This is a genomic window from Streptomyces sp. NPDC048481 (assembly GCF_043200075.1).
GTDB lineage: Bacteria > Actinomycetota > Actinomycetes > Streptomycetales > Streptomycetaceae > Streptomyces.
The window spans coordinates 274,092-299,019 of record NZ_JBICXC010000008.1; the positions used below are offsets into that span (position 1 = coordinate 274,092).

Consider the following 24,928-nt stretch of genomic DNA (forward strand, 5'->3'; position numbering starts at 1 on the left):
GAAGGCGGGTCGCGGGGACGACGTGAGGAACAGGCGATGAACGACCGAGTTACTCCCCCCATGCACGCCACCCCCGACGGCGAGGCGGAGCTCTCCCTGGTGATCAGGCTGCCCTGGGAGGACGTGGCGCGGCTCGGCCAGGAGGCCGGGCGGCTCGCGTCACAGATGCAGCGTCCGGTGACCCTGGACGAAGCCGTCAGCAACCGGCTGCGGACGCGGCCCGCCGCCGCGGCGCACGCCAAGCCCGCCGAACAGAGCGCCGCCGCACCGGTCTCCGCGCTGCCGCGCCTGACCGGGACCGCGTAGCCGCCCGCGAGGCGCCCCCGGGGGACAGGGGCGCGGCCGCCGGTGTCCGGCACCCGGTCGCGCCCCGCCGCCCCGGCCCGCGCGAACAAAAACGCTCCGGGGCGGTACACCTAGCGCGGGGCGCCGTGCACCTTCGCCGTGGCCTTTCTGGCCGCCACCAGCACCGGGTCCCACACCGGGCTGAACGGAGGCGCGTACCCGAGGTCCAGGGCCGTCATCCGCTCCACCGTCATCCCGGCCGTCAGCGCCACGGCCGCGACGTCGACGCGCTTGGCCGCGCCCTCCCGGCCGACGATCTGCACTCCCAGCAGCCGGCCCGTCCGGCGCTCGGCGATCATCTTCACCGTCATGGGCGAGGCCCCCGGGTAGTACCCGGCCCGGCTGGTGGACTCGACGGTGACCGACTCGAACCGCAGGCCCGCCCGGTGCGCGTCCTTCTCCCGCAGGCCCGTGCGGGCGATCTCCAGGTCGCACACCTTGCTGACGGCGGTGCCCACCACGCCGGGGAACGTGGCGTACCCGCCGCCGACGTTCGCGCCGATGACCTGGCCGTGCTTGTTGGCGTGGGTGCCCAGCGCGATGTGCCGCTCCCGGCCGGACACCAGGTCCAGGACCTCGACGCAGTCGCCGCCCGCCCACACGCGCCCGTCGGCGAGGGGCCCGCGCACCCGCATGGCCAGGTCGGTGAGCAGCCCGCCGTGCGCGCCCACCGGCAGCCCGGCGGCCCGCGCGAGCCCGGTCTCGGGCCGGACGCCGATGCCCATCACCACCACGTCCGCCGGGTACTCGGCGTCCGCGGTCCGCACCGACCGCACCCGGCCGTCCTCGCCGGTGCGGATCTCGGTGACCTCGGCGTCGTTGACCATGGTGATGCCCATGCCCTCCATGGCCCGGTGCACGAGCCGGCCCATGTCCGGATCGAGGGTCGACATGGGCTCGCTGCCCCGATTGACGACCGTCACCTCGTAGCCGCGCTTGATGAGCGCCTCGGCCATCTCCACGCCGATGTAACCGGCCCCCACGACGACGGCCCGTTCGCCCCGCGCGCGGGCCAGCGAGTCCAGCAGCGCCTGCCCGTCGTCCAGGGTCTGGACCCCGTGGACGCCCGCCGCGTCCGCGCCCGGCATGTCCGGCCGGATCGGCCGCGCGCCCGTCGCGATGACGAGCTTGTCGTACGACGTCCAGGACTCGGCCCCCGAGTCCACGTCCCGCGCGCGGACCCGCCGCCCGGCGAGGTCGATCTCCACGACCTCCGTGCGCAGCCGCAGATCGATGCCCCGCGCGCGGTGCTCCTGCGGCGTGCGGGCGATCAGGTCGTCGCGCGCGTCCACGTCGCCGCCGACCCAGTACGGGATGCCGCACGCCGAGTAGGAGGTGAAGTGGCCGCGCTCGAACGCGACGATCTCCAGTTCCTCGGGCCCCTTCAGTCGGCGGGCCTGGGACGCCGCGGACATGCCCGCGGCGTCCCCGCCGATCACGACCAGTCGCTCGATGCTCATGCGAACACGCTACGGGGCGCTCCCAGTTCAGTCCTGCCCGGGCTCTCGCTGCTGCGTCGGCTGCGTTGGCTGTGCGGGGTGCACGGGGTGGGTGGGGTGCACGGGGTGTGCGGGCCGGCCTGTGTGGCCTGCGGCCACAGCCGCGGCCGCCCGGGCCGCCGCCGCCCGCCGCCGCGGACGCACCAGCCGCAGCCAGGCCAGCAGGAGCAGGGCGGCGGCCGCCAGGAAGGGCAGCAGCGCGCCGATCGCGACGGCGATCCAGCGCAGCGTCGTCACGAAGGCGTCCCAGCCGCCCGCGAGCGCGTCCACGAAGCCCGGGTCGTCGTCCGCGGCGGCCTGGACCACCGGCTTCTCGGACAGCGTCAGCGTGATCGTCGCCAGGCTCGTGCGGTCCTTCAGGGAGGCCTGCTGGGCGAGCAGCGCCTCCAGGTCCGCCTCCCGCCTGCTCAGCTCGCCCTCCAGGGTGACGACGTCGCCCAGCTTCGTCGCCCGGTCCATCAGCTCGCGCACCCGTGCGACGCTTGCCCGCTGCGAGGCGATGCGGCTCTCGACGTCGACGACCTGGTCCGTGACGTCCTGGGCCTTCGCCGTGCGCTCCAGGAGCTTGCCCGCGCCCTGGAGGGCGACCAGGACGTCGTCGTACTTCTGTACCGGGACCCGCAGCACCACGCGCGTGTGCTCGGCGCCGTCCTCGTCGCGCGCGGTGGTCTCGTCGCCCACGTAGCCGCCCGCGTTCTCGGTGGTCGCGCGCGCCTCGTCCAGTGCCTTGGGCACGTCCTTGACCTGCACGGTGAGTGCGGCGGTGCGGATGATGCGGTCGGTCACCGGCCGGGCCTTCGGCGCCGCGGTCGCCTTGGAACCGCTCGCGCCCGCGCCCTCCTTCGCGTCCTGGGCGGCGCCGGCGTCCGCGGGGGCGGGCTCTCCGGCGGCGGCCCGGTCGGCCGAGCTGCCCGCGTCCTGGTCGCCCGAGCCGCCGCAGCCGGTGAGCGCGAGCGCCGCGGTCAGCAGGACCACGGCCAGGGCGTGGGCGGGCCGCGCGGGCGCGCCGTGTCCGGCCGAACGCCGGGCCGGGTGTGCGAGGTGTCGTGTGCGCATGTGGGTGTCCCCCCGGGGGTGTGACGACTGACGTTCCTTCGACGCCCGGGAACGCCGGAACGTTGGACCGCACCGGTTCCGAACAGGTCACGGTCGGGACGCGGACAGGACACCGGCGGACTTCCGGGGCGCGCGGGGCGGCGCTCGGCCGGGATCCCCCGGGGCGCGGGGAGTGTCGGAGGGGTCTGAGAGAGTGGGGGACATGAGCGCAACGGGTAGGGTCGCCGGCCGGCACGTCGTCGTGGTCGGAGCCGGGATCGCCGGGCTGGCCGCCGCCCACCGGCTGCTGCGGCGCGGGGCGCGGGTGACCGTGCTGGAGGCGTCCGACCGGGTCGGCGGCAAGCTGCTGCCCGGCGAGATCGCCGGGGTGCGGGTGGACCTCGGCGCCGAGTCGATGCTGGCCCGCCGCCCGGAGGCGGTCGCCCTCGCGCGCGAGGCGGGCCTCGCCGACCGTCTGGAACCGCCCGCGACCGCCTCGGCGTCGATCTGGACCCGCGGCGTCCTGCGCCCCATGCCCAAGGGCCATGTCATGGGCGTCCCCGGCACCGCGGCGGCCCTGTTCGGCGTCCTGTCCGACGAGGGCCTCGCGCGCGTCGAGCGCGACGCCGACCTGCCGCCCACCGAACTCGGAGACGACGTGGCGGTCGGCGAGTACGTGGCGGCCCGGGTCGGGCGCGAGGTCGTCGACCGCCTCGTCGAGCCCCTGCTGGGCGGCGTCTACGCGGGCGACGCCTACCGCATCTCGATGCGCTCGGCCGTCCCGCAGCTCTTCCGGGCCGCACGCGCGCACACCTCGCTGACCGAGGCCGTGCGCGAGATCCAGCGCACGGCGGCGGCCGCCCCGCAGGCCGGTCCCGTCTTCACGGGCATTCGCGGCGGGGTGGGATCCCTGCCGCTCGCGGTCGCCGCGTCCGTCGAGGCGGACGGCGGCGAGATCCACACGCGCGTGCCGGTCACCGCGCTGCGCCGCGACCCCGCGGGCGGCTGGCGCGTCACGGCGGGGGAACGCGAGCTGCGGGCCGACGCCGTGGTCGTCGCCGTCCCCGCCCCGGCCGCGGCCGCCCTGCTCGCCGCGGAATGCCCCGGCGCCGCCGCCGAGCTGCGCACGGTGGAGTACGCCTCCATGGCCCTGGTCACCCTCGCCTACCGGCGCGCCGACGCCGCCCTGCCCGAGGGCAGCGGCTTCCTCGTCCCGCCCGTCGACGGGCACACCGTCAAGGCGTCCACCTTCGCCTCCCAGAAGTGGGGCTGGATCGCCGACCAGGACCCCGGCACGCTCGTGCTGCGCACCTCCGTGGGCCGCCACGGCGAGACGCGGATCCTCGACAAGGACGACGCCGACCTCGTCGCCGTCTCCCGGCACGACCTGCGCGAGGCCACCGGCCTGACCGCGTCGCCCCTGGAGACCCGCGTCACCCGCTGGACGGACGGCCTGCCCCAGTACCCCGTCGGCCACCACGCGCGCGTGGCCCGCATCCGTGAGCGGCTGGCCACGCTCCCCGGCATCGCGGTGTGCGGCGCCGCGTACGACGGCGTGGGCATTCCCGCCTGCGTCGCGAGCGCCGACGCCGCGGTGGACCGGCTGGCCGGCGACACGGGCGCGGCGGAGCGGCTCACGGCCGACCCGGTGCAGAGTCTGCACGGCGGAGCGGGAGAATGAGAACCATGAGTGACGACGCCTCCACCACCGAGCCCGGCAGGATCCCGAACAAGGGCAAGCTCGCCAAGGACCTCAACGAGGTCATCCGCTACACCCTGTGGTCCGTCTTCAGGCTGAAGGACGTGCTCCCCGAGGACCGCGCGGGGTACGCCGACGAGGTCCAGGAGCTGTTCGACCAGCTCGCCGCCAAGGACGTGACGATCCGCGGCACCTACGACCTGTCCGGGCTGCGCGCCGACGCCGACCTGATGATCTGGTGGCACGCGGAGACCAGCGACCAGTTGCAGGAGGCGTACAACCTCTTCCGCCGCACCCGGCTGGGCCGCGCGCTGGAGCCGGTCTGGTCGAACATGGCGCTGCACCGTCCCGCCGAGTTCAACCGCTCGCACATCCCGGCGTTCCTCGCCGACGAGACGCCCCGCGACTACGTGAGCGTCTACCCGTTCGTCCGCTCCTACGACTGGTACCTGCTGCCCGACGAGGACCGCCGCCGCATGCTGGCCGACCACGGCAAGATGGCCCGCGGCTACCCCGACGTCCGGGCCAACACCGTCGCCTCGTTCTCGCTGGGCGACTACGAGTGGATCCTGGCCTTCGAGGCCGACGAGCTGCACCGCATCGTCGACCTCATGCGCCACCTGCGCGCCTCCGAGGCCCGCAGGCACGTCCGCGAGGAGGTGCCGTTCTACACCGGCCGCCGCAAGTCCGTGGCCGACCTGGTCGCCGAGCTGGCCTGACGCCCGGCCGGGCGGCCCGCGCGCCTTCCCTGCGCCCGGACCCCCGGTGCCCCGGCGTCAGTGCCCGGCGCCCGGCTTCGGTTTCGGCTCGGCGCGGCCCGCGCAGGCGGCGCGCCGAGCCGGCAGCCGGCCCTCCAGCAGATACGCGTCGAGATGCGCGTTGACGCACCGGTTGGGCCCGCCCGCGATGCCGTGGGTGCCCGCGTCCCGCTCCGTCACCAGCACCGAACCGGACAGCCGCCGGTGCATCTCCAGGGCGCCCGCGTAGGGCGCGGCCGCGTCCCGCTCGGCGGCCAGGATCAGCGTCGGCGGCAGCTCGCCCGGCCCGGTCCGCACGTCGAGCGGCCGCTGCCGGGGCGCCGGCCAGTAGGCGCACGGCAGGTTGGCCCACACGTTGTCCCACGTCTCGAAGGGGGCGACCCGCGCGAGGCGCGTGTTGTCGCGGTCCCACACCCTCCAGTCCGTCGGCCAGGGCGCGTCGTTGCACTCGACGGCCGTGTACACGGCGTTGGCGTTCTCCGCCTCGGCGGCCGCCGATCGTGCCGGAGACGCCTGCGCGATCAACTGCTTCGGATCGCCCTTCAGGTACTCCGACAGGGCCTGCGCCCGGCCGGGCCAGTAGTCGTCGTAGTACGCGGCCTGGAGGAACGCGCCCTGGAGCTGGGCGGGGCCCACCGTGCCGCCGGCCGGCTTCTCGGCCAGCCGGGCGCGGGCCCGCTCGTAGCTGTTCAGCACTTCGTCCGCCGTGCCGCCGAGGCCGTACACGTCGTCGTGCGCGGCGATCCACTCCCGCAGGTCCGTCCAGCGGCTCTCGAACGCCGCCGACTGGCCGAGGTTGTTGCGGTACCAGATCTGCGCGGGGTCCGGGTCCACGGCCGCGTCGAACACCATGCGCCGCACGTGGGAGGGGAACAGCGTCGCGTAGAGCGCCCCGAAGTAGGTGCCGTACGACGCCCCCATGAACGTCAGCCGCTCCTCGCCGAGCGCCGCCCGCAGCACGTCCAGGTCCCGCGCGTTGTTCAGCGAGTTGTAGTGCCGCAGGGCGCTGCCCGTCCGTGTCGCGCAGCCCCGCGCGTACGCCTTCGCCTGGGCGATGCGCTCCTTCTTGTACGACGGCGAGGGGTGGTCCGGGGCGGGGGAGGGGCCCTTGAAGAAGCGCTTGGGGTCCTGGCAGGACACGGGCGCCGACCGGCCGACGCCGCGCGGGTCGTAGCCGACCAGGTCGTACGCGGCCGCGATGCGCTTCCACTCCGGCAGCAGTCCGATCAGCGGGAAGTACCGGCCCGAGCCGCCGGGTCCGCCGGGGTTGTAGACCAGCGCTCCCTGCCGGGGCACCCGCCGCTTGCTGTTGTGCGGGTCCCGGCCGGTGGCGGGCGCGCGGCTGACGCTCAGCTTGATCTGCCGGCCGTCGGGGTGGGCGTAGTCGAGCGGGACGGTGACCGTGCCGCACTGCATGGCTCCGGGCAGGTCCTGCGCGTCGGAGCACTTCCCGAAGGCGACGCCCTCGGCGGCGGCCCGTGCCGCGGCGAGCGCCACGCCGGGGGCGAGCGCCCTGCCCGCGGTGAGCGTCCCGCCCGGGGCGAGCGTCCTGCCCGCGGCGACGAGGCCCGCCGGGGCGATCGGGACGCCGGGGGCGTCGGCGTGGGGGAGCCCGCTCGCCGGGACGGCGGCGAGGGCGGTCAGGAGCAGGGCTCCTGCGGCCGAATGGAGGGCGGCGGCTCGCATCGGGTGTCCCTTCGGTGCACGGCGGCGACACAAGGGATGGTTGGTTCGTCCCAGGGGGAAGGCAAGCACCACCGGCGGGTGTCGGCCGCAATGCCCCCTGTGCGCCCCCCGGCGATGAGGCGCGCCCCGCCGCCCGCGGATCCAGGGCGCGAGGTTCAGGAGCCGGGCGGCGGGCTCGCGGTGGCCGGCGGGAGCGAGTAGGCGGGGGAGGGGGACTTCGTGAGCGGTACGACCGGGCCGGGGCCTGGGCCGGTCGACGCGGTGGACGCTCCGGGGGAGCCGGCGGCCGGTGGCGTGCTGTCGGTGGCCAGGTCCTGGGCGACTGCGTCGAAGTCGACGTATCCGGTGGCTTCGAGGACCTTGATGTGGTCCAGCACGGTGGTGTTGGCGTCGTCGGCGAGGGCGCGCACCAGCGTGTTGCGGGTGCCGGCCCTCACCTGGGCGACGAGTGAGAAGACCCGGCCGTGCGCGACGCGCAGGATGTTGGCGAACGCGCGGTCGTACTCCTCGCCCCGCGCCGCGTCCAGCTCCGCCAGCCAGCCGCGCTGCTGCTCGCTGGGCTCGTCGGGCAGCGTGAGCCCGAGCTGCGCGGCCACGGTGCGCACCCGCTGGTCCAGGAAGGCGTGTCCCTCGACGAGGTGCGCGCCGGCGGTCCGCACCGCCTCCGTCGTGCCCTTCGTCTGCGCCTGCCGCCCGGCGGGCAGCTCCCACAGCCCGGCCAGCCGCACCTTGGTGACGAACTCCTGGTCCAGCGCGGACAGCGGCCCGTACTGGGTCGCCACCGCCTCGGCCTTCACCACGTTCGCGCCGGTGTCGGCCGGCCGGCCGGAGTACGACCAGACCGGGAAGATCAGCGCGGCGAGGGTCGCCGCCAGGCCGGTGATGATGAGCCCGGTGCCGCTGAAGATGCCTCTGCCCTGGATCGGGGGTCGCGGGCGCATGGTGCCTCCTGCTCGCGGCACTGCACACTAGTGCGCTTCGGTTGCGGGACTGGCATATTACTCGCCGGTCCCGTCAACTGCCGTACCCGGGCGAAGCGTTGCATCATCCGCATATCGGGCGGAAGTGGAGAGGTGAGGTGTGGGGCGAATCGGAATGAAACGTCAGTAAACGGCTGCGACGGTGACCGTCCGCCGTGGCCGCGCGGGCGGTGTTAATCCCGGCACATTCCGGACGCGGTGGCCGTCCGGCGGTCGTCGGCCCCGGATCGCCTGCGGACCGGTGCCGGACGGGCCCAGGACGGGCCCCGGAGGAGCGCCGGTTCCGTGCCTGCCGTATCAGTGCCGGATCAGTGTGCGTCCCGCCCGGCGCAGCCGGGACGTCCGCCGGGGTGCGGGGCCCGAGCGGTCCAGCCACCAGCGGCGCAGCTCACGCCGGGGCCGGCCCAGTGGCGAACGGCCGCTCAGCAGCGTCTCCTCGGCGAAGTCGAGGGCGTCCTGCCGGTAGCCGCCGCGCATCGGCCGCCGCTGGGCGTACGCGAGGAAGGCGGCGCGGTAGCCGCTCCCGAGGATCAGCGGCAGCTCCGGCGCGACCTTCGCCACGACGTCCGCCCGCTTCGCCGCCAGTGCCCGCGCCTGCACCCCGAGCCGCACCCGGTCGAATCCCTCGGGGACCGGTGTTCCGGCGACCAGGGCGGAGAGCAGCGCAGCCTGGGCGAGCCCGAGGCGCAGCCGGGCTCCCTCCGCGGCGGGCGCGGGCTCGGGTCCCGGGTCGACGCGCTCGGCGGGAGCGGCGGTGGCGGCGGGCGCAGCGGGACGCGCGGCGGCGGCGATGGCGAGGACGGCGGTGCGGGCGGGCGGTTCGCGCCTCACGCCGTGCGCCGCCGGGCGCGACGCGGCCCGTGTGCCCGGACCCCGGGCCGCCCCGGCCTCGACGGCCTCCCTGATGGCGGCCAACTCCCTCTCGAGGTCGGCCGGTTCGGGGAAGTTGTCGTCCCGCTCCAGCAGCACTCCCGGCGGCCGCACACGGGACGCGAGGTCGGTCAGGATGTCGAGGACCGGCCGGGGCACCGGATGGGCGTGGCTGTCGTGCCAGACGCCGTCCCGCTCGAAGCCGCCCGCCACATGGACGTAGGCGATGGCCTCCAGCGGCAGCTCGGCGAGCGCCCTGGCGGGGTCCTCGCTCCGGTTGACGTGGTTGGTGTGCAGGTTGGCGACGTCGATGAGCAGCCGTACGCCCGTCCGGTCGGCCAGCTCGTACAGGAACTGGCCCTCGGTCATCTCCTCGTCCGGCCACGCCACGAGGGCGGCGATGTTCTCGACGGCGAGCGGCACGGGCAACGCGTCCTGCGCGATGCGCACGTTCTCGCACAGCACGTCGAGGGCGTCCCGTGTGCGCGGCACGGGCAGCAGGTGTCCGGCCTCCAGCCGCGGGGACGCCGTGAGGGGGCCGCCCGCGCGGACGAAGGCGATGTGCTCGGTGACCAGCGGCGAGCCCAGCGCCTCGGCCCGCTCGGCGAGAGCGGTCAGCCGGCCCGGGTCGGGGCGATCCGCGTCGCCGAGCCCGAGCGAGACGCCGTGCGGGACGACGGTGACCCCGCGCTCGCGCAGCCGCAGCAGGGAGTCGGGCAGATGCCCGGGACACACGTTCTCGGCGACGGCCTCGACCCAGTCGATGCCCGGCATCCGTTCCACGGCGTCCGCGATCTCCGGCCGCCAGCCGATCCCCGTCCCCAGTCGCATCATGGTCCCCGCCTCCTTCGTTCCCCCGCGTGGTGACGGGGGTATGGCCCCGCCGCCGTCCGCCGAACCGCCCGGGACGGCCCTTCAGAGCAACATTTGAGGTTCGGGCGGGGGACGGGCGCGGGGGTCAGCGGGAGCGGAGGGCGGGATGGTCCGCGACGACCGTGCAGCTGCCCGGGGCGATCTCGGTGAAGCCCGCGTCGCGCACCAGGGGCAGTCCGCCGGCCGTCAGCTCCCGCCACCGCTCCCGGCCGGCGTTCCGCACGGCGAGCGGGAACCCCGCCTCGCGCCAGGCGGCCCGCTCGTCGTCCGTCAGCTCCCACCAGGCGAGTTGCGCGCCGTGCCCGGTCTGCGCCATCGCCTTGCCCGCCGACATCGCGACGTCCGGGCTCAGCCACAGCACGACTGTGCCCGGCTCGACGTCCGCGGGAGGCTCCGGGTCGTCGAGATCGGTGCCGGACACCTGGAGCTTCGCCAGTTCCTTCGGCCATCCGTCCAGCGGGACGGGCGGGAACACCCGCACCTCCGCCGCCTTCCCGGTGACCGTGATGCCCGGCAGCTCGCCGGCCCGCCGCCACTCGGCGCCCCGCGCCCGCCGCACGACCTTGCGGATGCGGGCGTCCTGCCAGTCGCGCATCACCTGCGCCCATTCGCCGTCCCCGGCGGACCGCTCGTCGGCGAGCATCACGAGGACGGCCCGTGCGGCGGTCTCCAGGGCGTCGGTCCGGGCCGGGGGCGCGGACTTCTCCACCCGCACCACCAGCGGCAGCACGAACTGCGGGGCCTCGTCACGGGGGTTCGGCTCGGTCTGAAAGGGGCTCTCGCTCACAGCCGCAGGCTACTTGACCCGGAGTTCTCCGCAGCGGGCCGGCCGCCCCCGCCGCGGCCGCCTCCCCTCGCCGCCCTTCCACCGGAACCGGAACGTGGCACTCCTGCGCGAGGATGTGCCGCATGGAACGCACTCTCCGTCTCCACGGCGTGGGCCGCCGCTACGGCCTGCGCGGCCCCTGGGTGCTGCGCGACGTGTCCATGGCGCTGGCCCCCGGCAGCCTCACGCGGGTCGAGGGCCCCAACGGCAGCGGCAAGTCCACGCTCCTGCGCCTCCTCGCCGGGATCGACGCCCCGACGGAGGGCAGGGTCACGGGCCGCCCGCGCACCGCCTACGTCCCCGAACGCTTCCCCTCGGCCCTCCCCTTCACGGCCCTGGGCTACCTGACCCACCTCGGCGCCGTGCACGGTCTGCCGCGGGCATCGGCCGAGCGCGTCGCGCACGAGTGGCTGGACCGCTTCGGCGCGTCCGCCCACGCCCGCACGCCCATGAACCGCCTCTCGAAAGGGAGCAGCCAGAAGGTCGCCGTCGCGCAGGCTCTCCTCGCCGAGCCCGCGCTGCTGGTGCTGGACGAGGCCTGGACCGGACTGGACACGCGGGCGCGGGCCGAACTGGAACGAGCGGTCGCCGAGCGCACGGCCGCCGGCGGGGCCGTCGTCTTCGTCGACCACGACCCGCGCCGCCTCGCCGGCGCCGCGGACGCCGTCCACACCGTGTGCGACGGCGGCCTGCGGAGCCGTCCCGACGAGCCTGCCGCGGCGCCCGACGGCCCGTACACGGTCATCGAGGTGCAGGGCGAGGCCGGCCCGCTCCCCGCCGAGGCGCTCCGACCGGCCGTCCGCACCGAGGAGAGGGACCCGGCGGACCGGACGGACCGGTGGACGCACCGGATCACCGTCCCGGCCTCCCACTCCGACGTCGTGCTGCGCGCTCTGCTGACGGCCCGCCCGCCCTGGCACGTGGCGAGCGTCCGCCGGGACGGGAGCCGTCGATGACCGCCCTCCTGCGCTACCGGGCCGCCCTGCTGGTGCGGTCGCAGCGCTGGCTGCCCCCGTTCCTGCTGTACGCCGTGTTCCTCGGCGTCGGCGTACAGGGCGGCCAGCCGCTGCTGGACTCGCTCGGCTATGCCGCCGCGTCCCTGCTCCCCGTGACCGCCTGGCTGGTGCGGATCTGCGTCGCCGGCGAACCGCCGGCCGCCCGGGCCGTGGTCGCCGCGGCGGCCGGTCCGGGCCGGGCCCACCTGGCCGGCGTGCTGGTCGCGCTGGCGTCGGCCGCGGTCCTCGGCACGGGCGCGACAGCGGTCGTCACCCTGATCAGCGACCCCGTCGGCAGCGACCACCAAAAGCGCGTTCCCGTCCTCGAAGCGGCGGGCGCGGGCCTGCTCGCCGTGCTGACCTGCGCCCTGCTCGGCGCGGCCGTCGGCGCGCTCACCGCCTGGCCCGTGCTGCGCTCGACCGGCCGTGCGGTGCCCGCGCTGCTGCTGGCGGCCCTGCTGGCGCTCGTGGCGAGCGGTTCCCCCGCGCACGCGGCCGTGAGCGGCCTGGTCGGCGGCTCCCACACGGCGACGGTCCACACGCCCGTCCTGCCCCTGGCCGCGGCCCTCGTGCTGAGCGCCGCCGCCGTCGCCGCGGCCTGCGCGCTCACGTCCCGCCGGTCACCTTGACCGGGAGCGGGAGTCCCGCGACGGAGGGGGCTGGAGGCGTCTCGAGGGCCGCCGCGCGGCGGGCGACGGAGGGCGGCCGCACGCGGCCGCTCACCCGGAGCAGGCGGTCCGCTGGGCCTCCTGCCACTCGCAGACCGGGCACATCGTGATCCCCTTGTACGACTCCGGGTATTCGGTGGGCTCGCGGCACAGCACGCACTCCGCGTACGGCGGCCCGTCCGCCGTCGGCGGGGTCGTCGCGTCGATCAGGCAGTAGTCCCGGTCCCGGTCCTGGTCGGTGTCGTCGCTCATGCCTCCAGCGTACGAAAGGGCCGCTGCGGACGGGCCGCCGTGAAGAGGCCGCCGCTGAGTGGCCGTCGCCCATGACGGGGACGAGCCGCGCGCCTCAGCGCCGGGCGCCCGCCGTCCCGATCAGCTCCGACACCTTGACGAACCGGTATCCCCGCCGGCGCAGTTCCGGCACGACCTTGCGCACCACCTGCTCGGTCGTCGGGGCGGCGCTGCGCGTGCAGTGCATGACGACGACCGAGCCGGGCTTCACGCCCTCCAGCACCTGGCGCGCCACGGCGTCGGCGTCGGTCGCGAAGGCGTCCCCGCTCACCACGTCCCACTGCACGGCGGTCACGCCCGTGCCGCTCAACGCGCGCAGTGCCCGCCGGTCGTAGCAGCCGCCGGGGAAGCGGAAGTACGGCATCGCGTCCGGCACGCCCGACTTGCGCAGCGCGGTGTACGCCCGCTCCACGTCCGCGCGCATCCGGTCCTCGGGGACGGTCGGCAGGCCGTAGCAGTCGCCGGTGAAGGCGTAGTGGCTGTAGGAGTGGTTGGCGACCTCGAACAGCGGGTCGCGGCCGATGGAGCGGGCCTGGTCCGGGTACTCCTCCGCCCAGCGGCCCGTCATGAACACGGTGGCAGGCGTCTTCAGCGTCCGCAGCGCCGCGATCAGGGCCGGGTTGTCGAAGTGTTCGCCCGCGGCCGCCCGGCCGCCCTGGTCGGCGGTCATGTCGGCGTCGAAGGTGAGGGCGACGGTCCTGCCCGCGGCATGGGGAGCGTTGCGGAAGACGGGGGTGAGGCCGGCCGGTCCGGGGGCGAGCGTCGGAGGGCGGGAAGGGGCGGCGGGGGCCTGGGGGCGGGGCGTGGACGGGCGGCTCGGGGAGGCGGACGCGGGAGGCGGGGCGGTCGCCCCGGATGCCCGGGGGTGCGGCGCGGTTCCGCAGGCGGCGAGGGCGCCGAGGGCGGCGCCGAGCGCGCAGAGCGCGGCCAGGCGACGGCATACGGGAGTGATCATCGTATGAAGATATGAGGAATGCGCTCACATCCGCGCAGCCACCCGAGCGGACCCCGGCCGGCCTCACCCGACCGGCCGCCCACGCCGCCCAAGCCGCCCGGCCGTGCGCCGCCCCGCTGGGGCCGCGGCTGTCGCCGCGGCCCGGCGCTGTCGCCGCTATCGCCGCCAGGGTCCCGTCACCGCGAACGTCGTGCCGGGGGTGTAGCAGTTGACGAACATCGTGCCGCCGTCGGGAGAGAAGGTGACGCCCGCGAACTCGCCCCACTCGGGGGCCTCGGGCGTTCCGATGTTCTGTCGGCCGCGGGCCATCGCGTACACCTCGCCCGTCCTGGTCACGCCGAAGACGTGCTGGGCGCCGTTGCCGTCCTCGCAGACCATCAGACCGCCGCTCGGGGCGAGGCAGATGTTGTCGGGGGACTCCCCGGGGAGCTGCACGTCGGTGTCCGGGCCGAAGAGGACGACGAGGGTGAGACGGCGGCGCTGCGGGTCGTAGCGCCAGATCTGACCGAAGTGGTCCGCCGCCGATCCGTCCGCACCGCGCGCGAACGAGGAGACGAAGTACACGCACTGCCCGCCCCAGTAGCAGCCCTCCAGCTTCTGGGCGTGGGTGATCCCCTTGGGGCCGAAGTCCTGGAGCCGGACCGGCGTCTGCACGGCGAGCGGGTCCGGCACGTCGACCCACTCGATGCCGTCGAAGACGGCGCCGGCGGTCCGGACGGAGGACAGGTCCGCCACGCCGGGGACGCGCATCGCCTGGAGCCGGCCGCCCGCGCGGAGGGAGCCCACCCCGCCCAGCGGCTTCTGCGGGAGGAAGCGGTAGAACAGGCCGAACGGCTTGAGGAACGCGTCCTCGGTCTCGTAGACGACGCCCCGGTGCGGATCGACGGCGATCGCCTCGTGCTGGAAGCGGCCCATCGCGGTGAGCGGGACGGCCCCGGTGCGGCGCGGGTCGGACGGGTCGACCTCGAAGATGAAGCCGTGGTCCTTCGTGTACCCGTTCGTGCCCGCCTTGTCCTCGGTCTCCTCGCAGGTCAGCCAGGTGTGCCAAGGGGTGGGGCCGCCCGCGCAGTTGACGGCCGTGCCGGCGACGGCGACCCGCTCGGAGAGCACTCTGTTCCGGGAGTCCAGCGTCAGGGCCGTACAGCCGCCCTTGCCCTGCGGGTCGTAGGTCAGGCCCTCGACCGTGGGGACGGGGTGCGCGGCGGCGGGGCGGTTCTCGTGGTTGCGCACCAGGTGCACCCGGCCGCCGCGGGCCGGCAGCGCCGTCATGCCGTCGTGGTTCGAGGGCACCGGGCCCTCGCCGGACCGCAGGGGGTCGCCCTCGCGAGACAGCACCCGGTAACGGAACCCCTTCGGGAGGTCGAGCAGGCCGTTCGGGTCGGGCACGAGGGGGCCGTAGCCGGTGTGCCCGAGACCCTGCGCGGACGCCGTTCCCGCGAAGAGGTCGCTGAGCGCGCCGGTGAACGCGATCCCCACCCCCAGGGCACCGCTGCCGGCAAGGATCTGACGTCGTGTCGCGGACATGGGAAAACCTTCCTGCTGGCGGACAGGAACTGTGATCCCGCTGTGTCTATCACTCGCACCGCGCCCCGGGAACCACGCCCCGGGCACGTGTCACGCGCCGTCACCCACGCGCGGGGGCCGCGCGTCCTCGGGCGGCAGCGGCGCGGACGGCCGCACGGACGGCCGCACCGACTGCCGGTCCTGACGGGCCCGCCGGGCCTACTGGTCGGGCCGGAGCGGACGAACCTGCTGATCGGGCTGGAGCGGCCGGACCTGCTGATGCGGCTGGATCCGCTGATCCGGCTGGGCCTGCTGAGGCGGTGAGGACGGCTGGACCGGCGGGTCCTGGGGCGCCGGCGGCCCCTGTTGCTGGGCCTTCTCCAGGAACCGCAGCAGTTCCACCGGGAACGGCAGGACGAGTGTGGAGTTCTTCTCGGCGGCGACCGCAACCACCGTCTGGAGCAGCCGCAACTGAAGGGCCGCCGGCTGCTCGGACATCTCCTTGGCCGCCTCGGCCAGCTTCTTCGAGGCCTGGAGCTCGGCGTCCGCGTTGATGATCCGGGCCCGGCGCTCCCGGTCCGCCTCGGCCTGGCGGGCCATCGAGCGCTTCATGGTGTCGGGCAGCGACACGTCCTTGATCTCGACGCGGTCGATCTGCACGCCCCAGCCGACGGCCGGGCTGTCGATCATCAGCTCCAGACCCTCGTTGAGCTTCTCCCGGTTCGACAGCAGGTCGTCCAGCTCGCTCTTGCCGATGATCGAGCGCAGGGACGTCTGGGCCATCTGCGAGACGGCGAAACGGTAGTCCTCGACGTTGATGATCGCGGCGGCGGCGTCCACCACCCGGAAGTACACGACGGCGTCGACCCGCACGGTCACGTTGTCGCGCGTGATGCCCTCCTGGCCGGGGATGGGCATGGTCACGATCTGGAGGTTGACCTTGCGCAGCCGGTCCACGGCCGGGACGACGAGGGTGAGCCCCGGCGGGCGGACGTCGCCGTGCAGCCGGCCGAGGCGCAGGACCACTCCGCGTTCGTACTGCTTGACGACCCGTGCCGCGGCGGCGAGATACACCGCGCCCCCCGCGGCGACCGCCGCGGCCGCGCCCAGCAATTCCTGGAGCATGACGACCTCCTCGCAGAGGCTCGTGACAGCGGCGCTGTCCGCTCCTGCCAACGATATGCCCGCCGTACGGTCCGGGGCCACGCCCGTGCCCCGGACCGTACGGCGGTTCGCGCCGGCGCTGTCCGCGCTACCCGGCCGGGGCCGGCTGCCGGGCCTTCACCGGGTCCGCGACCGGGGCCGGCTCGGTGACCTTCACCGGCTCGGTACCGACCGCGCTGTGCCGCTCCGCCCAGGTCTCCAGGGCCGTGCGGCAGGCGTGGTCGAGGTGTTGCAGGCCGGACAGGTCCACCTCCACCGGGCGGTCCTGCGGAAGCGCCTCCAGGGTGTCGAGGATCTTGGGCAGGCGCAGGAACGTCGCGTTGCCCGACAGATGCGCCTGGACCGGGCCGGCGCCCTTGTCGACGATGTCCAGCCTCAGGTGCGAGGCCTCCCAGGCGGTCTTGACCACGGCCAGCGCCAGACCGATGAGGACGCCCTCGAACATGCTGACGGCGACGATCGACACGGCCGTGACGACGAGGATCAGCGCCTCGCCGCGGTGCTCGCGCCACAGTCCCGCGACGGTGCGCACGGGCACGAGCTTGGCGCCCGCGTGCACGAGGATGCCGGCCAGCGCCGGGAGGGGGATGCAGGCCAGCGCGGACGGCAGCAGGGCCGCGAAGATCAGCAGCCAGACGCCGTGCAGCACCCGGGACGCCTTCGTGCGCGCGCCCGCCTGCACATTGGCGGCACTGCGCACGATCACCGCGGTCATCGGCAGCGCGCCGAGGAGGCCGCAGACCGTGTTGCCCGCGCCCTGCGCCATCAGCTCCCGGTCGTACTCGGTGCGCGGGCCGTCGTGCAGCCGGTCCACGGCCGCCGCGCTGAACAGCGACTCGGCGGACGCGATCAGCGTGAACGCGGCGATCGTGCCGAGCAGGGCGATGCTCGCCAGGTCGCCGAAGGCGCCGAGCGGCGGCGGCTGGAGGGAGCCGAGGAGCCCCTGGACCTCGACGGTGGCCACCGGCAGGTCGAGCAGCAGGGCGGCGAGCGTCGCCAGGCCCACCGCGGCGAGCGGGCCCGGCACGGTGCGCACCCTGGCCGGGAGCCGCTTCCACGACACCAGCACCGCGACCGTGCCGGCGCCGAGCAGGAGGGAGGCGGACGCGGTGGTGTCGCCGGCCGCGTCCACGAGCGCCCCGGGCAGCCCGGCGATCTTCTCCAGCCCGGAGTCGGGGGCCTTGCCGCCGGTCATCGAGTACAGCTGTCCGGCGATCAGCACCAGTCCGATTCCGGCCAGCATGCCCTCGACGACCGAGACGGAGATGGCCCGGAAGTAGCGGCCCAGTTTCAGGGCGCCCATGGCGAGTTGCAGCAGGCCCGTGGCGAGGACGATCACGCCGAGGACGGGCAGGCCGAACTCCTGCACCGCCTCGTAGACCAGCACGGTCAGGCCGGCCGCGGGACCGGACACCTGCAGGGAGCTGCCCCGCAGGAGTCCGGTGACGATGCCGCCGACGATGCCGGTGACCAGTCCGAGTTCGGCCGGGACGCCGGAGGCCACGGCCACGCCCACGCACAGCGGGAGCGCGACCAGGAAGACCACGAGGGACGCGGCGAAGTCCTGCCTGAGGTGGGGGAACCGGGATATTCGCCCGGTGGCGCCGTCGTTCGTCACGGCGCTCACAGCGCCTCGAAGCCGTCGGTGTCGACGCGGTGTTCGCGCACGGCGCCGGTGTGGACCTCGTAGTACCAGCCGCGGACCCGGATCGCGCCGTCGGCCAGCCGCTTCTCCACGCAGGGGTAGGACCGCAGCCGCAGCAGCTGGGCGAGCACATGGTTCTGCACGGCCCGCATGACGGTCGGGTCGTCGGGGTCGGCGGCCCCGGGTTCGTCCGCCGCGTGCGCGAGCCAGGCGCGTACGGCCGGGACGGCGTCGAGGTCGTCGCCGCGCACGAGGGCGCCGACGGCGCCGCAGTGCGAGTGGCCGCAGACCACGATGTCGCTGACGCCGAGCACCTCCACGGCGTACTCGATGGTGGCCGCCTCGCCGGTGGGGCGGTCGGAGACGTAGGGGGGCACGATGTTGCCGGCGGTGCGCAGTTCGAACAGCTCGCCGGGGCGGGCGCCCGTGATCAGCGCGGGTACGACGCGCGAGTCCGAGCAGGTGATGAACAGGACCTGCGGCGACTGGCCGGCGGCGAGTTCGGCGAACTCCTCAGGGCGCTGTCCGAACGTGCGGGCGTTGTCGATGAGGGGCTGCATGACGTGGTGACTCCTCCTGGCGCGCCGTGGGGGCGCGTCGGATGTGCAGGACAGGACAGGTGGGGGATGTGCTGTTCTGTTCTGCCCGCTCAGCAGCGGAAGACCTGGAGTCCGGCCGGGGAGTGGGCCGCCGAGGATCTCGACGGGCGATGGTGGCGGTCGACGGGCCTGGGCGGCTGGTGCGCCGCCGCCGGGTCCAGCGACAGCTGTGTGCGCTCCGGCTCCTGGGGCGCCGACGCCGCCGGGGAGTTGGTGGCGGCGCGGTTGCGGTCGCGGCTGCGCAGGGGACCGCCGGGGCCGCCGGAGCGGTCGCAGTCGCGATGCGTGACGGTCTCCTCACGCATCGCTTTGCCGACGGGTTTGATTCCGGGCTTGGTCTTGGCCTCGGCCTGACGCGTCGTGTGCGCGTGTGCGAAGACCGGCGTGGGAGCGAAGAACGGGAGGGCGAGCAGGACGGCGGCGAGGACCGAGATCACCGTTCGGCCCGTCGTGCCACGGAACATGCGCCTCCCTCCTCACGCCGGACGTCTCTGGACCGGACCAACGCTTGGTCAACGACTGGTCAAGAAACACGTTAACCCTGCAACGTTGTTTGCAGGGTTAACTCCACGTTTCCAGAAGAAGTGCGCCTCAAAAAAGAGGCACGGGTGGCGAGAACCTGCCCTTGACCCCGGCGCCCGTGATCGTTTAAAGGGCCTCGACGAGCCGTCCGGCGTCGCGGGCCAGCGCGGTGAGGCGGGAGATCGCGCGGAAGTACTTCTTGCGGTAACCGCCGTTCAGCATCTCCTCGCTGAACAGCCGGTCGAACGGGAGTCCGGACGCGAGGACGGGGACCTCGCGGTCGTAGAGCCGGTCGGCCAGGACCACCAGCCTCAGCGCCGTGGACTGGTCGGGCACCGGCCGCACGTCCGTCAGACAGACCGCCCTCAGGCCGTCCGTCAGCGCGCCGTACCGGCTCGGGTGGACCTTGGCGAGGTGCTCCAGCAGATGCGGGAAGTCGTCGAGCGAGGCGCCCTCGGTCGCGTACGCGGCCTTGGTGACCTGCTCGTCGGAGAACGGCGCCGGGGCCTTGGGCAGCCCCCGGTGGCGGTAGTCCTCGCCGTCGATGCGCAGGGCGCGGAAGTGCGCCGACAGCCCCTGGATCTCGCGCAGGAAGTCGGCGGCGGCGAACCGGCCCTCGCCGAGCTTGCCGGGCAGGGTGTTGGACGTCGCCGCGAGCGCCACGCCGGCCTCGACCAGCCTGCCGAGCAGCGTCGACACGAGGACGGTGTCCCCCGGATCGTCCAGCTCGAACTCGTCGATGCACAGCAGGCGGTGTCCGGACAGGGTGCGCACCGTCTGCTGGAAGCCCAGGGCGCCGACCAGGTTCGTCAGCTCGACGAACGTGCCGAAAGCCTTGAGAGCGGGCTCGGCCGGCGTGGCGTGCCACAGGGACGCCAGCAGGTGGGTCTTGCCGACGCCGTACCCGCCGTCCAGGTACACGCCGCGCGGTCCGGCGGGTGTGCGGGGCGCCTTCGCCCGGCCGAGGCCGAAGAAGCCGCGCCTGGCCGCGCCCGTCGCGTGGGCCCCGCCCAGTCCGCCCGCGAAGTTCTCCAGCACGCCGACCGCCTCGGTCTGGCTGGGCTGGTTCGGGTCCGGGAGGTAGGTGCTGAAGCGGACCGAGTCGAAACGCGGGGGCGGCACCATCTCGGCCACCAGCCGGTCCGCGGGGACGTGCGGCTGACGGGCGCAGAGGGACACCGGGGCCGCGTCGGCTATCGGACCGAGACCGGGGGCGGGAGAGGATGACGACACGGTTCCCCATGCTACGGGGCGTGCCAGACTGCCTGACATGCGACGGCTGTTCCCTGTGACCGACCAGACAGTGCCGACCCGCTCCGGCGGGAGCCCGCTCGTGCCCTCCGGCGAGGGAGGCGGAGCGGACCGGGACCGCGACCGCGAGTGGAGCCTGGACGAGCTGGCCGACGCCTACGCCTACCCGGAGCCCGTCCCCGGCTCCTCCCCGCAGTCCGGCCCCCCGCGGCGGCTGCCCTGGCTGCGGGCGAACATGGTGTCCACGCTCGACGGCGCGGCCCAGCACGAAGGGCGCTCGCAGCCCATCTCCACCGCCGCCGACATGCGCGTCTTCGGCACGCTGCGGGCGCTCGCCGACGTGGTCGTCGTCGGCGCGCAGACGGTACGCCAGGAGGGCTACCGTCCCGCACGCGCGCGGGCGGAGTTCGCCCGGCGGCGCGAGGCGGCCGGTCAGGGGCCCGCGCCGGCCGTAGCGGTCGTCACGGCGGGCCTCGACCTGGACTTCTCCCTCCCGCTCTTCACCTCGCCCCTGGTGCCCACGCTGATCCTGACGGGCGCCGCCGCCGCGCCCGACCGGATCGCCGCGGCCGAGCGCGCGGGCGCGCGCGTGGTGACCGCCGGCGACGGCATGGGCGTGGAGCCCGACCGGGCGGTCGCCGCGCTCGCCGGCCTGGGACACACCCGGCTGCTGACCGAGGGCGGTCCGCGGCTGCTGGGGCAGTTCGTCGCGGCCGGGGTGCTCGACGAACTGTGTCTGACGATCTCGCCGATGCTCACGGCCGGCGACGCGCAGCGGATCGCGGGCGGGCCGTCGCTCCCGGTCCCGCGGCGGTTCGTCCTGGCGTCCCTGCTGGAGGAGGAGGGCTTCCTGTTCGGCAGGTACCGACGGCCCTGACGCCGACGGCGGATCCGGACCGGCGACGGGGCTCCGACCCGGCGCCGGGATCCCGGATCGGCGGAATCACTCGTTCCGTTTGAATTCGGGCGGGCACACTGAGTTTCGCAGCCTCCCGTGCGAGCACGGGGAAAAATGGTTTCCGCAGGGCCGTGAGCGGCCCCCGGAGGACAGAGGGCCACGGGGGTCCTCGAAGGAGAATGGGGCGCTGGTGTTCACAAGCGTGTTGATGATCGAGAAGGCCCTGACGTCCGCCGACGTGGAGTTCGTCACCACCTTGCACGGGGACGATCCGGTCTCCTTCCACGTGCTGCTCCAGCCGCGGGGCGACCAGGCGGACCGCCTGCTGCGGGCCATCGATGACGTCGCCCTCGGCGAACTCGACGAGGCGGCCAGGGAGAACGAGACGCCGGAGGGCGAGGAGGCCAAGGGCTTCGGCGCGCGGGCCCTGGAGGTGTCCCTCCAGGCGCTCCGGGCCTCCGGCGGCCCCGCCGAGGGCCGACTGGTGGAGGACCATCCGCTGGACGCCCTGAAGGCCCTGGTCGCGGAGACCGGGGCGGACGAGGTGATCGTCCTGACCGACCCCCACTACGTGGAGGAGTTCTTCCACCGCGACTGGGCCTCCCGCGCACGGCACAAGGTGGGCGTGCCCGTGCTGAAGCTGTTCTCGCACAGCAAGGCATAGGAGCACGGCCCCGGCCGGGGCGGGCCGCGCTCGCCGCGGCCCGGGTCGGCCCCGGCGGCCCCGGCCCCATAGGGTGGGGGCGCACTGGACCGTCGTAGCGCACCTTGGGAGACAGCACATGGCACCCGGCCTTCCTACCGCCATGGACCGACCGCACTTCATCGGCATCGGCGGGGCCGGGATGTCGGGGATCGCGAAGATCCTGGCCCAGCGCGGGGCGAAGGTGGCGGGCAGCGACGCCAAGGAGTCGGAGACGGCGGCCGCGCTGCGGGCGCTCGGCGCGACCGTGCACATCGGACACGCGGCCGCGCACCTGGCCGACGACGCCAGCTGCGTGGTGGTGTCGTCGGCGATCCGCGCGGACAACCCGGAACTCGCCCGCGCGGCCGAACTGGGCATCCCGGTGGTCCACCGCTCGGACGCGCTCGCCCGGCTGATGGACGGACTGCGGCCCATCGCCGTCGCCGGCACGCACGGCAAGACGACCACCACGTCCATGCTGGCCGTGTCGCTGTCCGCGCTCGGGCTGAACCCGTCGTACGCGATCGGCGGCGACCTGGACGCGCCCGGCTCCAACGCGCTGCACGGCGACGGCGAGATCTTCGTCGCCGAGGCCGACGAATCGGACCGCAGCTTCCACAAGTACGCGCCCGAGGTCGCCATCGTCCTCAACGTCGAACTCGACCACCACGCCAACTACGCCTCGATGGACGAGATCTACGAGTCCTTCGAGACCTTCGCCGGGAAGATCGTGCCCGGCGGCACGCTGGTGGTCACCGCCGACCACGAGGGCGCCCGCGAGCTGACCCGGCGCGTCGACGGCGTCCGGGTGGTGACGTACGGGGAGTCGGCGGACGCCGACGTGCGGATCCTCTCCGTCGTCCCGCAAGGCCTCAAGAGCGAGGTGACCGTGGTGCTGGACGGCGAGGAACTCACCTTCACGGTGTCGGTGCCCGGCCGCCACTACGCGCACAACGCGGTCGCCGCGCTGGCAGCCGGCGTCGCCCTGGGCGTCCCGGCCGCGGAACTCGCCCCGGCGCTCGCCGCCTACACGGGCGTCAAGCGCCGGCTCCAGCTCAAGGGTGAGGCGGCGGGCGTCCAGGTCGTGGACTCCTACGCCCACCACCCGACCGAGATGACGGCCGACCTGGAGGCGATGCGCGCGGCGGTCGGCGACGCCCGCATCCTCGTCCTGTTCCAGCCGCACCTGTTCTCCCGCACCCAGGAACTGGGCACGGAGATGGGACAGGCGCTGGCCCTGGCGGACGCCTCCGTCGTGCTGGACATCTACCCGGCCCGCGAGGACCCGGTCCCCGGCGTGACCAGTGCCCTGATCATCGACGCGGCGCGCGCGGCGGGCGCCGACGTCACCGCCGTCCACGACAAGGACGAGGCGCCGTCGGTCGTCGCGGGAATGGCGAAGGCCGGTGATCTCGTTCTCACCATGGGCGCGGGAGATGTGACCGACCTGGGCCCGCGCATTCTGGACCGTCTTTCGCAGTGAGGGGCTGAGGCTCATGTCGTACGACGTCGAAAAGCCGGACGAGCAGTGGCGGGCGGAGCTGACGCCGGCCGAGTACGCCGTCCTGCGCCAGGCGGCGACCGAGCCCGCGTTCACCGGTGAGTACACCGACACCAAGGCCGAGGGCGTCTACTCCTGCCGGGCCTGCGGCGCGGAACTGTTCACCTCCGGCGCCAAGTTCGAGTCCCACTGCGGCTGGCCGTCCTTCTTCGACCCCAAGGACACCGACGCGGTGGAGCTGATCGAGGACCGCAGCCACGGGATGGTGCGCACCGAGGTCCGCTGCGCCCGCTGCGGCTCCCACCTCGGGCACGTGTTCGAGGGTGAGGGGTACGCGACCCCGACCGACCAGCGGTACTGCATCAACAGCATCTCGCTGCGGCTCAAGGAGAACGACGGGGGCTGACGCCACCGAGCGGGGGCCCGCCGGCGGCCACGAGGGCTGTCGGCGCTCACAGCAGCTTGCGCTGCACGAGCGCCGACAGCACCAGCATCCCCGGCAGCAGCGGCACCCAGACGGTCAGCGCCCGGTAGCCGATGACCGTCGCCGTGGCCAGGGGCAGCGGGGTGCCGTACCCGGCCAGGGTGAACACCAGGGCCGCGTCGACCGGGCCGATGCCGCCCGGCGCGGGCACGGCGCCCGCCGCGGTGCTCGCCGCCAGGAACGCGAACAGCAGCTGCGGCCAGGACATGGGCACGCCCAGCGCGGTCCCCACCGAGGCCACCACGCCCGCCTGGAGCAGCGGGGCCGCGACCGCTCCGCCCCACAGCGGCACGAAGCGGCCGGGGCGGGTGTGAAGCAGCCGGGCGTCGGTGAGCGCGGTGCGGACGAAGTCCAGGGCGGGCCGGCGCAGCGGCCGCACGAAGGCGTAGAGCGCGGCGGCCGCCAGGGGCGCCAGCAGCAGGCCGGCGGCCGCCAGGACCAGCGTGCGGCCCTCCGGCAGGAGACGGACCGGGGGCGCGGCGGAGGGCGCGGCGAGCACGAAGACCACCACCACCGGCGTCTTGGCCACCGCTCTGACCAGCGAGTACAGGGCGATCGAGGCGGTGGCGCGGGGCAGTGGGACGCCCTGGCGCAGCAGGAACCGGACGGTGACCGCGTGGGCTCCTATGCTCGCCGGCAGCACATGGTTGGCGGCGCCCGCGGCGATCTGCGAGGCCACCAGCGGGCCGGTCGGCAGCCGCTCCCGGATCGCGCCCTGACGCACGCACGCGGCGGCCACCGCACCCAGGTAGGTGAAGAGCAGCCCGACCAGCAGCCACCACGGGTCGGCCCCGGCCAGCCGGACGGCTCCGTCCTGCACGGCACGCCGGTCGAGGGCCGCCCACACGGCGAGCAGCAGCAGCGGAAGCAGGACGACGGCCCGGCGTGCCGCGGTCGCGCCCGGAAGGCGGCGGCGGACGTCCTCGCGCGGCGGTGGCTGCGAGTGCGGGGCCGCGGTCTCGTCCAGGGGCAGCAGGGGCACGGCGCACGTCGTCCTTCCGCGTCGTGACCGCGCGGCGGCGGTGTGACGGATCGGGGGCGAGTCTCACGAGTCCTCGGAGGGGACGGGGGAGCGCTTCCCCTCCGGTGTGACGGTGCGGTGTCCGGCAGCCGACGGAGCGCGGACCGAACGGCGACCGCGGTGCGATGACGCTGCGGTGGTGCGGTGTTGCCGGGGCGGTGCGGTGAGGCTGTGT

24 protein-coding genes are annotated in these 24,928 nt (G+C 74.6%); 9 read left to right on the forward strand and 15 right to left on the reverse strand.

All coding sequences use genetic code 11. The features are described 5' to 3' along the window. Window positions 1-36 precede the first annotated feature (36 nt). Window positions 37-306 (forward strand): hypothetical protein, encoded by a 270-nt coding sequence (locus tag ACGFSH_RS24525; protein WP_393352122.1) that lies wholly within the window; start codon window positions 37-39, stop codon window positions 304-306. A gap of 110 nt (window positions 307-416) precedes the next feature. Here ACGFSH_RS24525 and ACGFSH_RS24530 read toward each other — a convergent pair whose 3' ends face one another. Next, window positions 417-1,805: an FAD-dependent oxidoreductase gene (locus tag ACGFSH_RS24530; protein WP_393352124.1), complete on the reverse strand. Its 1,389-nt coding sequence runs from the start codon at window positions 1,803-1,805 to the stop codon at window positions 417-419. Between the two features lie 27 nt (window positions 1,806-1,832). Further along, the gene (locus ACGFSH_RS24535) at window positions 1,833-2,900 is read right to left on the reverse strand and encodes a DUF4349 domain-containing protein (RefSeq protein WP_393352126.1); all 1,068 of its coding nucleotides are present in this window, start codon (window positions 2,898-2,900) and stop codon (window positions 1,833-1,835) included. A 202-nt stretch (window positions 2,901-3,102) separates the two neighbouring features. Here ACGFSH_RS24535 and hemG point away from each other — a divergent pair, with 202 nt between their 5' ends. Together hemG and hemQ are read left to right on the forward strand one after the other, a co-directional pair. After that, a complete protein-coding gene (hemG, locus tag ACGFSH_RS24540) occupies window positions 3,103-4,560 on the forward strand; it encodes a protoporphyrinogen oxidase (protein ID WP_393352129.1) in 1,458 nt (485 codons plus the stop codon). A 5-nt stretch (window positions 4,561-4,565) separates the two neighbouring features. Further along, complete coding sequence (gene hemQ, locus ACGFSH_RS24545; protein WP_393352131.1) at window positions 4,566-5,297, forward strand: hydrogen peroxide-dependent heme synthase; 732 nt, start codon at window positions 4,566-4,568, stop codon at window positions 5,295-5,297. A gap of 57 nt (window positions 5,298-5,354) precedes the next feature. Here the strand turns inward: hemQ and ACGFSH_RS24550 are convergent, their stop codons facing one another. The 4 genes from ACGFSH_RS24550 to ACGFSH_RS24565 form a co-directional block, all read right to left on the reverse strand. Next, complete coding sequence (locus ACGFSH_RS24550; protein WP_393352133.1) at window positions 5,355-7,022, reverse strand: alpha/beta hydrolase; 1,668 nt, start codon at window positions 7,020-7,022, stop codon at window positions 5,355-5,357. A gap of 155 nt (window positions 7,023-7,177) precedes the next feature. Beyond that, window positions 7,178-7,963: a DUF4142 domain-containing protein gene (locus ACGFSH_RS24555; protein WP_393352135.1), complete on the reverse strand. Its 786-nt coding sequence runs from the start codon at window positions 7,961-7,963 to the stop codon at window positions 7,178-7,180. A gap of 336 nt (window positions 7,964-8,299) precedes the next feature. Continuing rightward, entirely contained in the window at window positions 8,300-9,706 is a 1,407-nt protein-coding gene (locus ACGFSH_RS24560) for a DUF692 domain-containing protein (RefSeq protein WP_393352137.1), read from the reverse strand. A gap of 124 nt (window positions 9,707-9,830) precedes the next feature. Next, on the reverse strand, window positions 9,831-10,532 hold the full coding sequence (locus tag ACGFSH_RS24565) for an aminoacyl-tRNA hydrolase (RefSeq protein ID WP_393352140.1): 702 nt from the start codon (window positions 10,530-10,532) through the stop codon (window positions 9,831-9,833). 122 nt (window positions 10,533-10,654) lie between these two features. On the opposite strand from ACGFSH_RS24565, the gene ACGFSH_RS24570 reads away from it, so the two are divergent. Continuing rightward, on the forward strand, window positions 10,655-11,527 hold the full coding sequence (locus tag ACGFSH_RS24570) for an ATP-binding cassette domain-containing protein (RefSeq protein WP_393352143.1): 873 nt from the start codon (window positions 10,655-10,657) through the stop codon (window positions 11,525-11,527). Further along, the gene (locus ACGFSH_RS24575) at window positions 11,524-12,195 is read left to right on the forward strand and encodes an ABC transporter (protein ID WP_393352145.1); all 672 of its coding nucleotides are present in this window, start codon (window positions 11,524-11,526) and stop codon (window positions 12,193-12,195) included. Before ACGFSH_RS24570 ends, ACGFSH_RS24575 begins: the two co-directional genes overlap by 4 nt. A 90-nt stretch (window positions 12,196-12,285) precedes the next feature. Here ACGFSH_RS24575 and ACGFSH_RS24580 read toward each other — a convergent pair whose 3' ends face one another. The 8 genes from ACGFSH_RS24580 to zapE all read right to left on the reverse strand — a co-directional run bounded on the left by ACGFSH_RS24580 (window position 12,286) and on the right by zapE (window position 20,146). Then, entirely contained in the window at window positions 12,286-12,486 is a 201-nt protein-coding gene (locus ACGFSH_RS24580) for a hypothetical protein (RefSeq protein ID WP_393352147.1), read from the reverse strand. A gap of 94 nt (window positions 12,487-12,580) precedes the next feature. Beyond that, window positions 12,581-13,480 (reverse strand): polysaccharide deacetylase family protein, encoded by a 900-nt coding sequence (locus tag ACGFSH_RS24585; protein ID WP_393352149.1) that lies wholly within the window; start codon window positions 13,478-13,480, stop codon window positions 12,581-12,583. Window positions 13,481-13,636: 156 nt separating this feature from the next. Next, complete coding sequence (locus tag ACGFSH_RS24590; RefSeq protein WP_393352151.1) at window positions 13,637-15,004, reverse strand: PhoX family protein; 1,368 nt, start codon at window positions 15,002-15,004, stop codon at window positions 13,637-13,639. 198 nt (window positions 15,005-15,202) lie between these two features. After that, window positions 15,203-16,108 (reverse strand): slipin family protein, encoded by a 906-nt coding sequence (locus ACGFSH_RS24595; protein WP_393352153.1) that lies wholly within the window; start codon window positions 16,106-16,108, stop codon window positions 15,203-15,205. A gap of 127 nt (window positions 16,109-16,235) precedes the next feature. After that, window positions 16,236-17,774: a SulP family inorganic anion transporter gene (locus tag ACGFSH_RS24600; RefSeq protein WP_393352155.1), complete on the reverse strand. Its 1,539-nt coding sequence runs from the start codon at window positions 17,772-17,774 to the stop codon at window positions 16,236-16,238. Beyond that, window positions 17,771-18,352, reverse strand: coding sequence for a carbonic anhydrase (locus ACGFSH_RS24605; RefSeq protein WP_393352157.1), 582 nt, complete (start codon window positions 18,350-18,352; stop codon window positions 17,771-17,773). Before ACGFSH_RS24605 ends, ACGFSH_RS24600 begins: the two co-directional genes overlap by 4 nt. Window positions 18,353-18,441: 89 nt before the next feature. After that, entirely contained in the window at window positions 18,442-18,855 is a 414-nt protein-coding gene (locus ACGFSH_RS24610) for a hypothetical protein (protein ID WP_393352159.1), read from the reverse strand. 184 nt (window positions 18,856-19,039) lie between these two features. Next, entirely contained in the window at window positions 19,040-20,146 is a 1,107-nt protein-coding gene (gene zapE / locus ACGFSH_RS24615; RefSeq protein WP_393352161.1) for a cell division protein ZapE, read from the reverse strand. A 37-nt stretch (window positions 20,147-20,183) separates the two neighbouring features. Here zapE and ACGFSH_RS24620 point away from each other — a divergent pair, with 37 nt between their 5' ends. The 4 genes from ACGFSH_RS24620 to msrB all read left to right on the forward strand — a co-directional run bounded on the left by ACGFSH_RS24620 (window position 20,184) and on the right by msrB (window position 23,654). Further along, complete coding sequence (locus ACGFSH_RS24620) at window positions 20,184-21,041, forward strand: pyrimidine reductase family protein (RefSeq protein ID WP_393352163.1); 858 nt, start codon at window positions 20,184-20,186, stop codon at window positions 21,039-21,041. A 211-nt stretch (window positions 21,042-21,252) separates the two neighbouring features. Further along, a complete protein-coding gene (locus ACGFSH_RS24625; protein WP_393352165.1) occupies window positions 21,253-21,726 on the forward strand; it encodes an indole-3-glycerol phosphate synthase in 474 nt (157 codons plus the stop codon). A 118-nt stretch (window positions 21,727-21,844) separates the two neighbouring features. Next, window positions 21,845-23,230 carry a UDP-N-acetylmuramate--L-alanine ligase gene (murC, locus tag ACGFSH_RS24630; RefSeq protein WP_393352167.1) on the forward strand — a complete coding sequence of 462 codons (1,386 nt, stop codon included), beginning with the start codon at window positions 21,845-21,847 and terminating at the stop codon, window positions 23,228-23,230. A 13-nt stretch (window positions 23,231-23,243) separates the two neighbouring features. Continuing rightward, window positions 23,244-23,654, forward strand: coding sequence for a peptide-methionine (R)-S-oxide reductase MsrB (gene msrB / locus ACGFSH_RS24635; protein ID WP_393352169.1), 411 nt, complete (start codon window positions 23,244-23,246; stop codon window positions 23,652-23,654). A 46-nt stretch (window positions 23,655-23,700) separates the two neighbouring features. On the opposite strand, the gene ACGFSH_RS24640 is transcribed toward msrB, so the two are convergent. Continuing rightward, the gene (locus ACGFSH_RS24640) at window positions 23,701-24,714 is read right to left on the reverse strand and encodes a YbhN family protein (protein WP_393352171.1); all 1,014 of its coding nucleotides are present in this window, start codon (window positions 24,712-24,714) and stop codon (window positions 23,701-23,703) included. Window positions 24,715-24,928 lie beyond the last annotated feature (214 nt).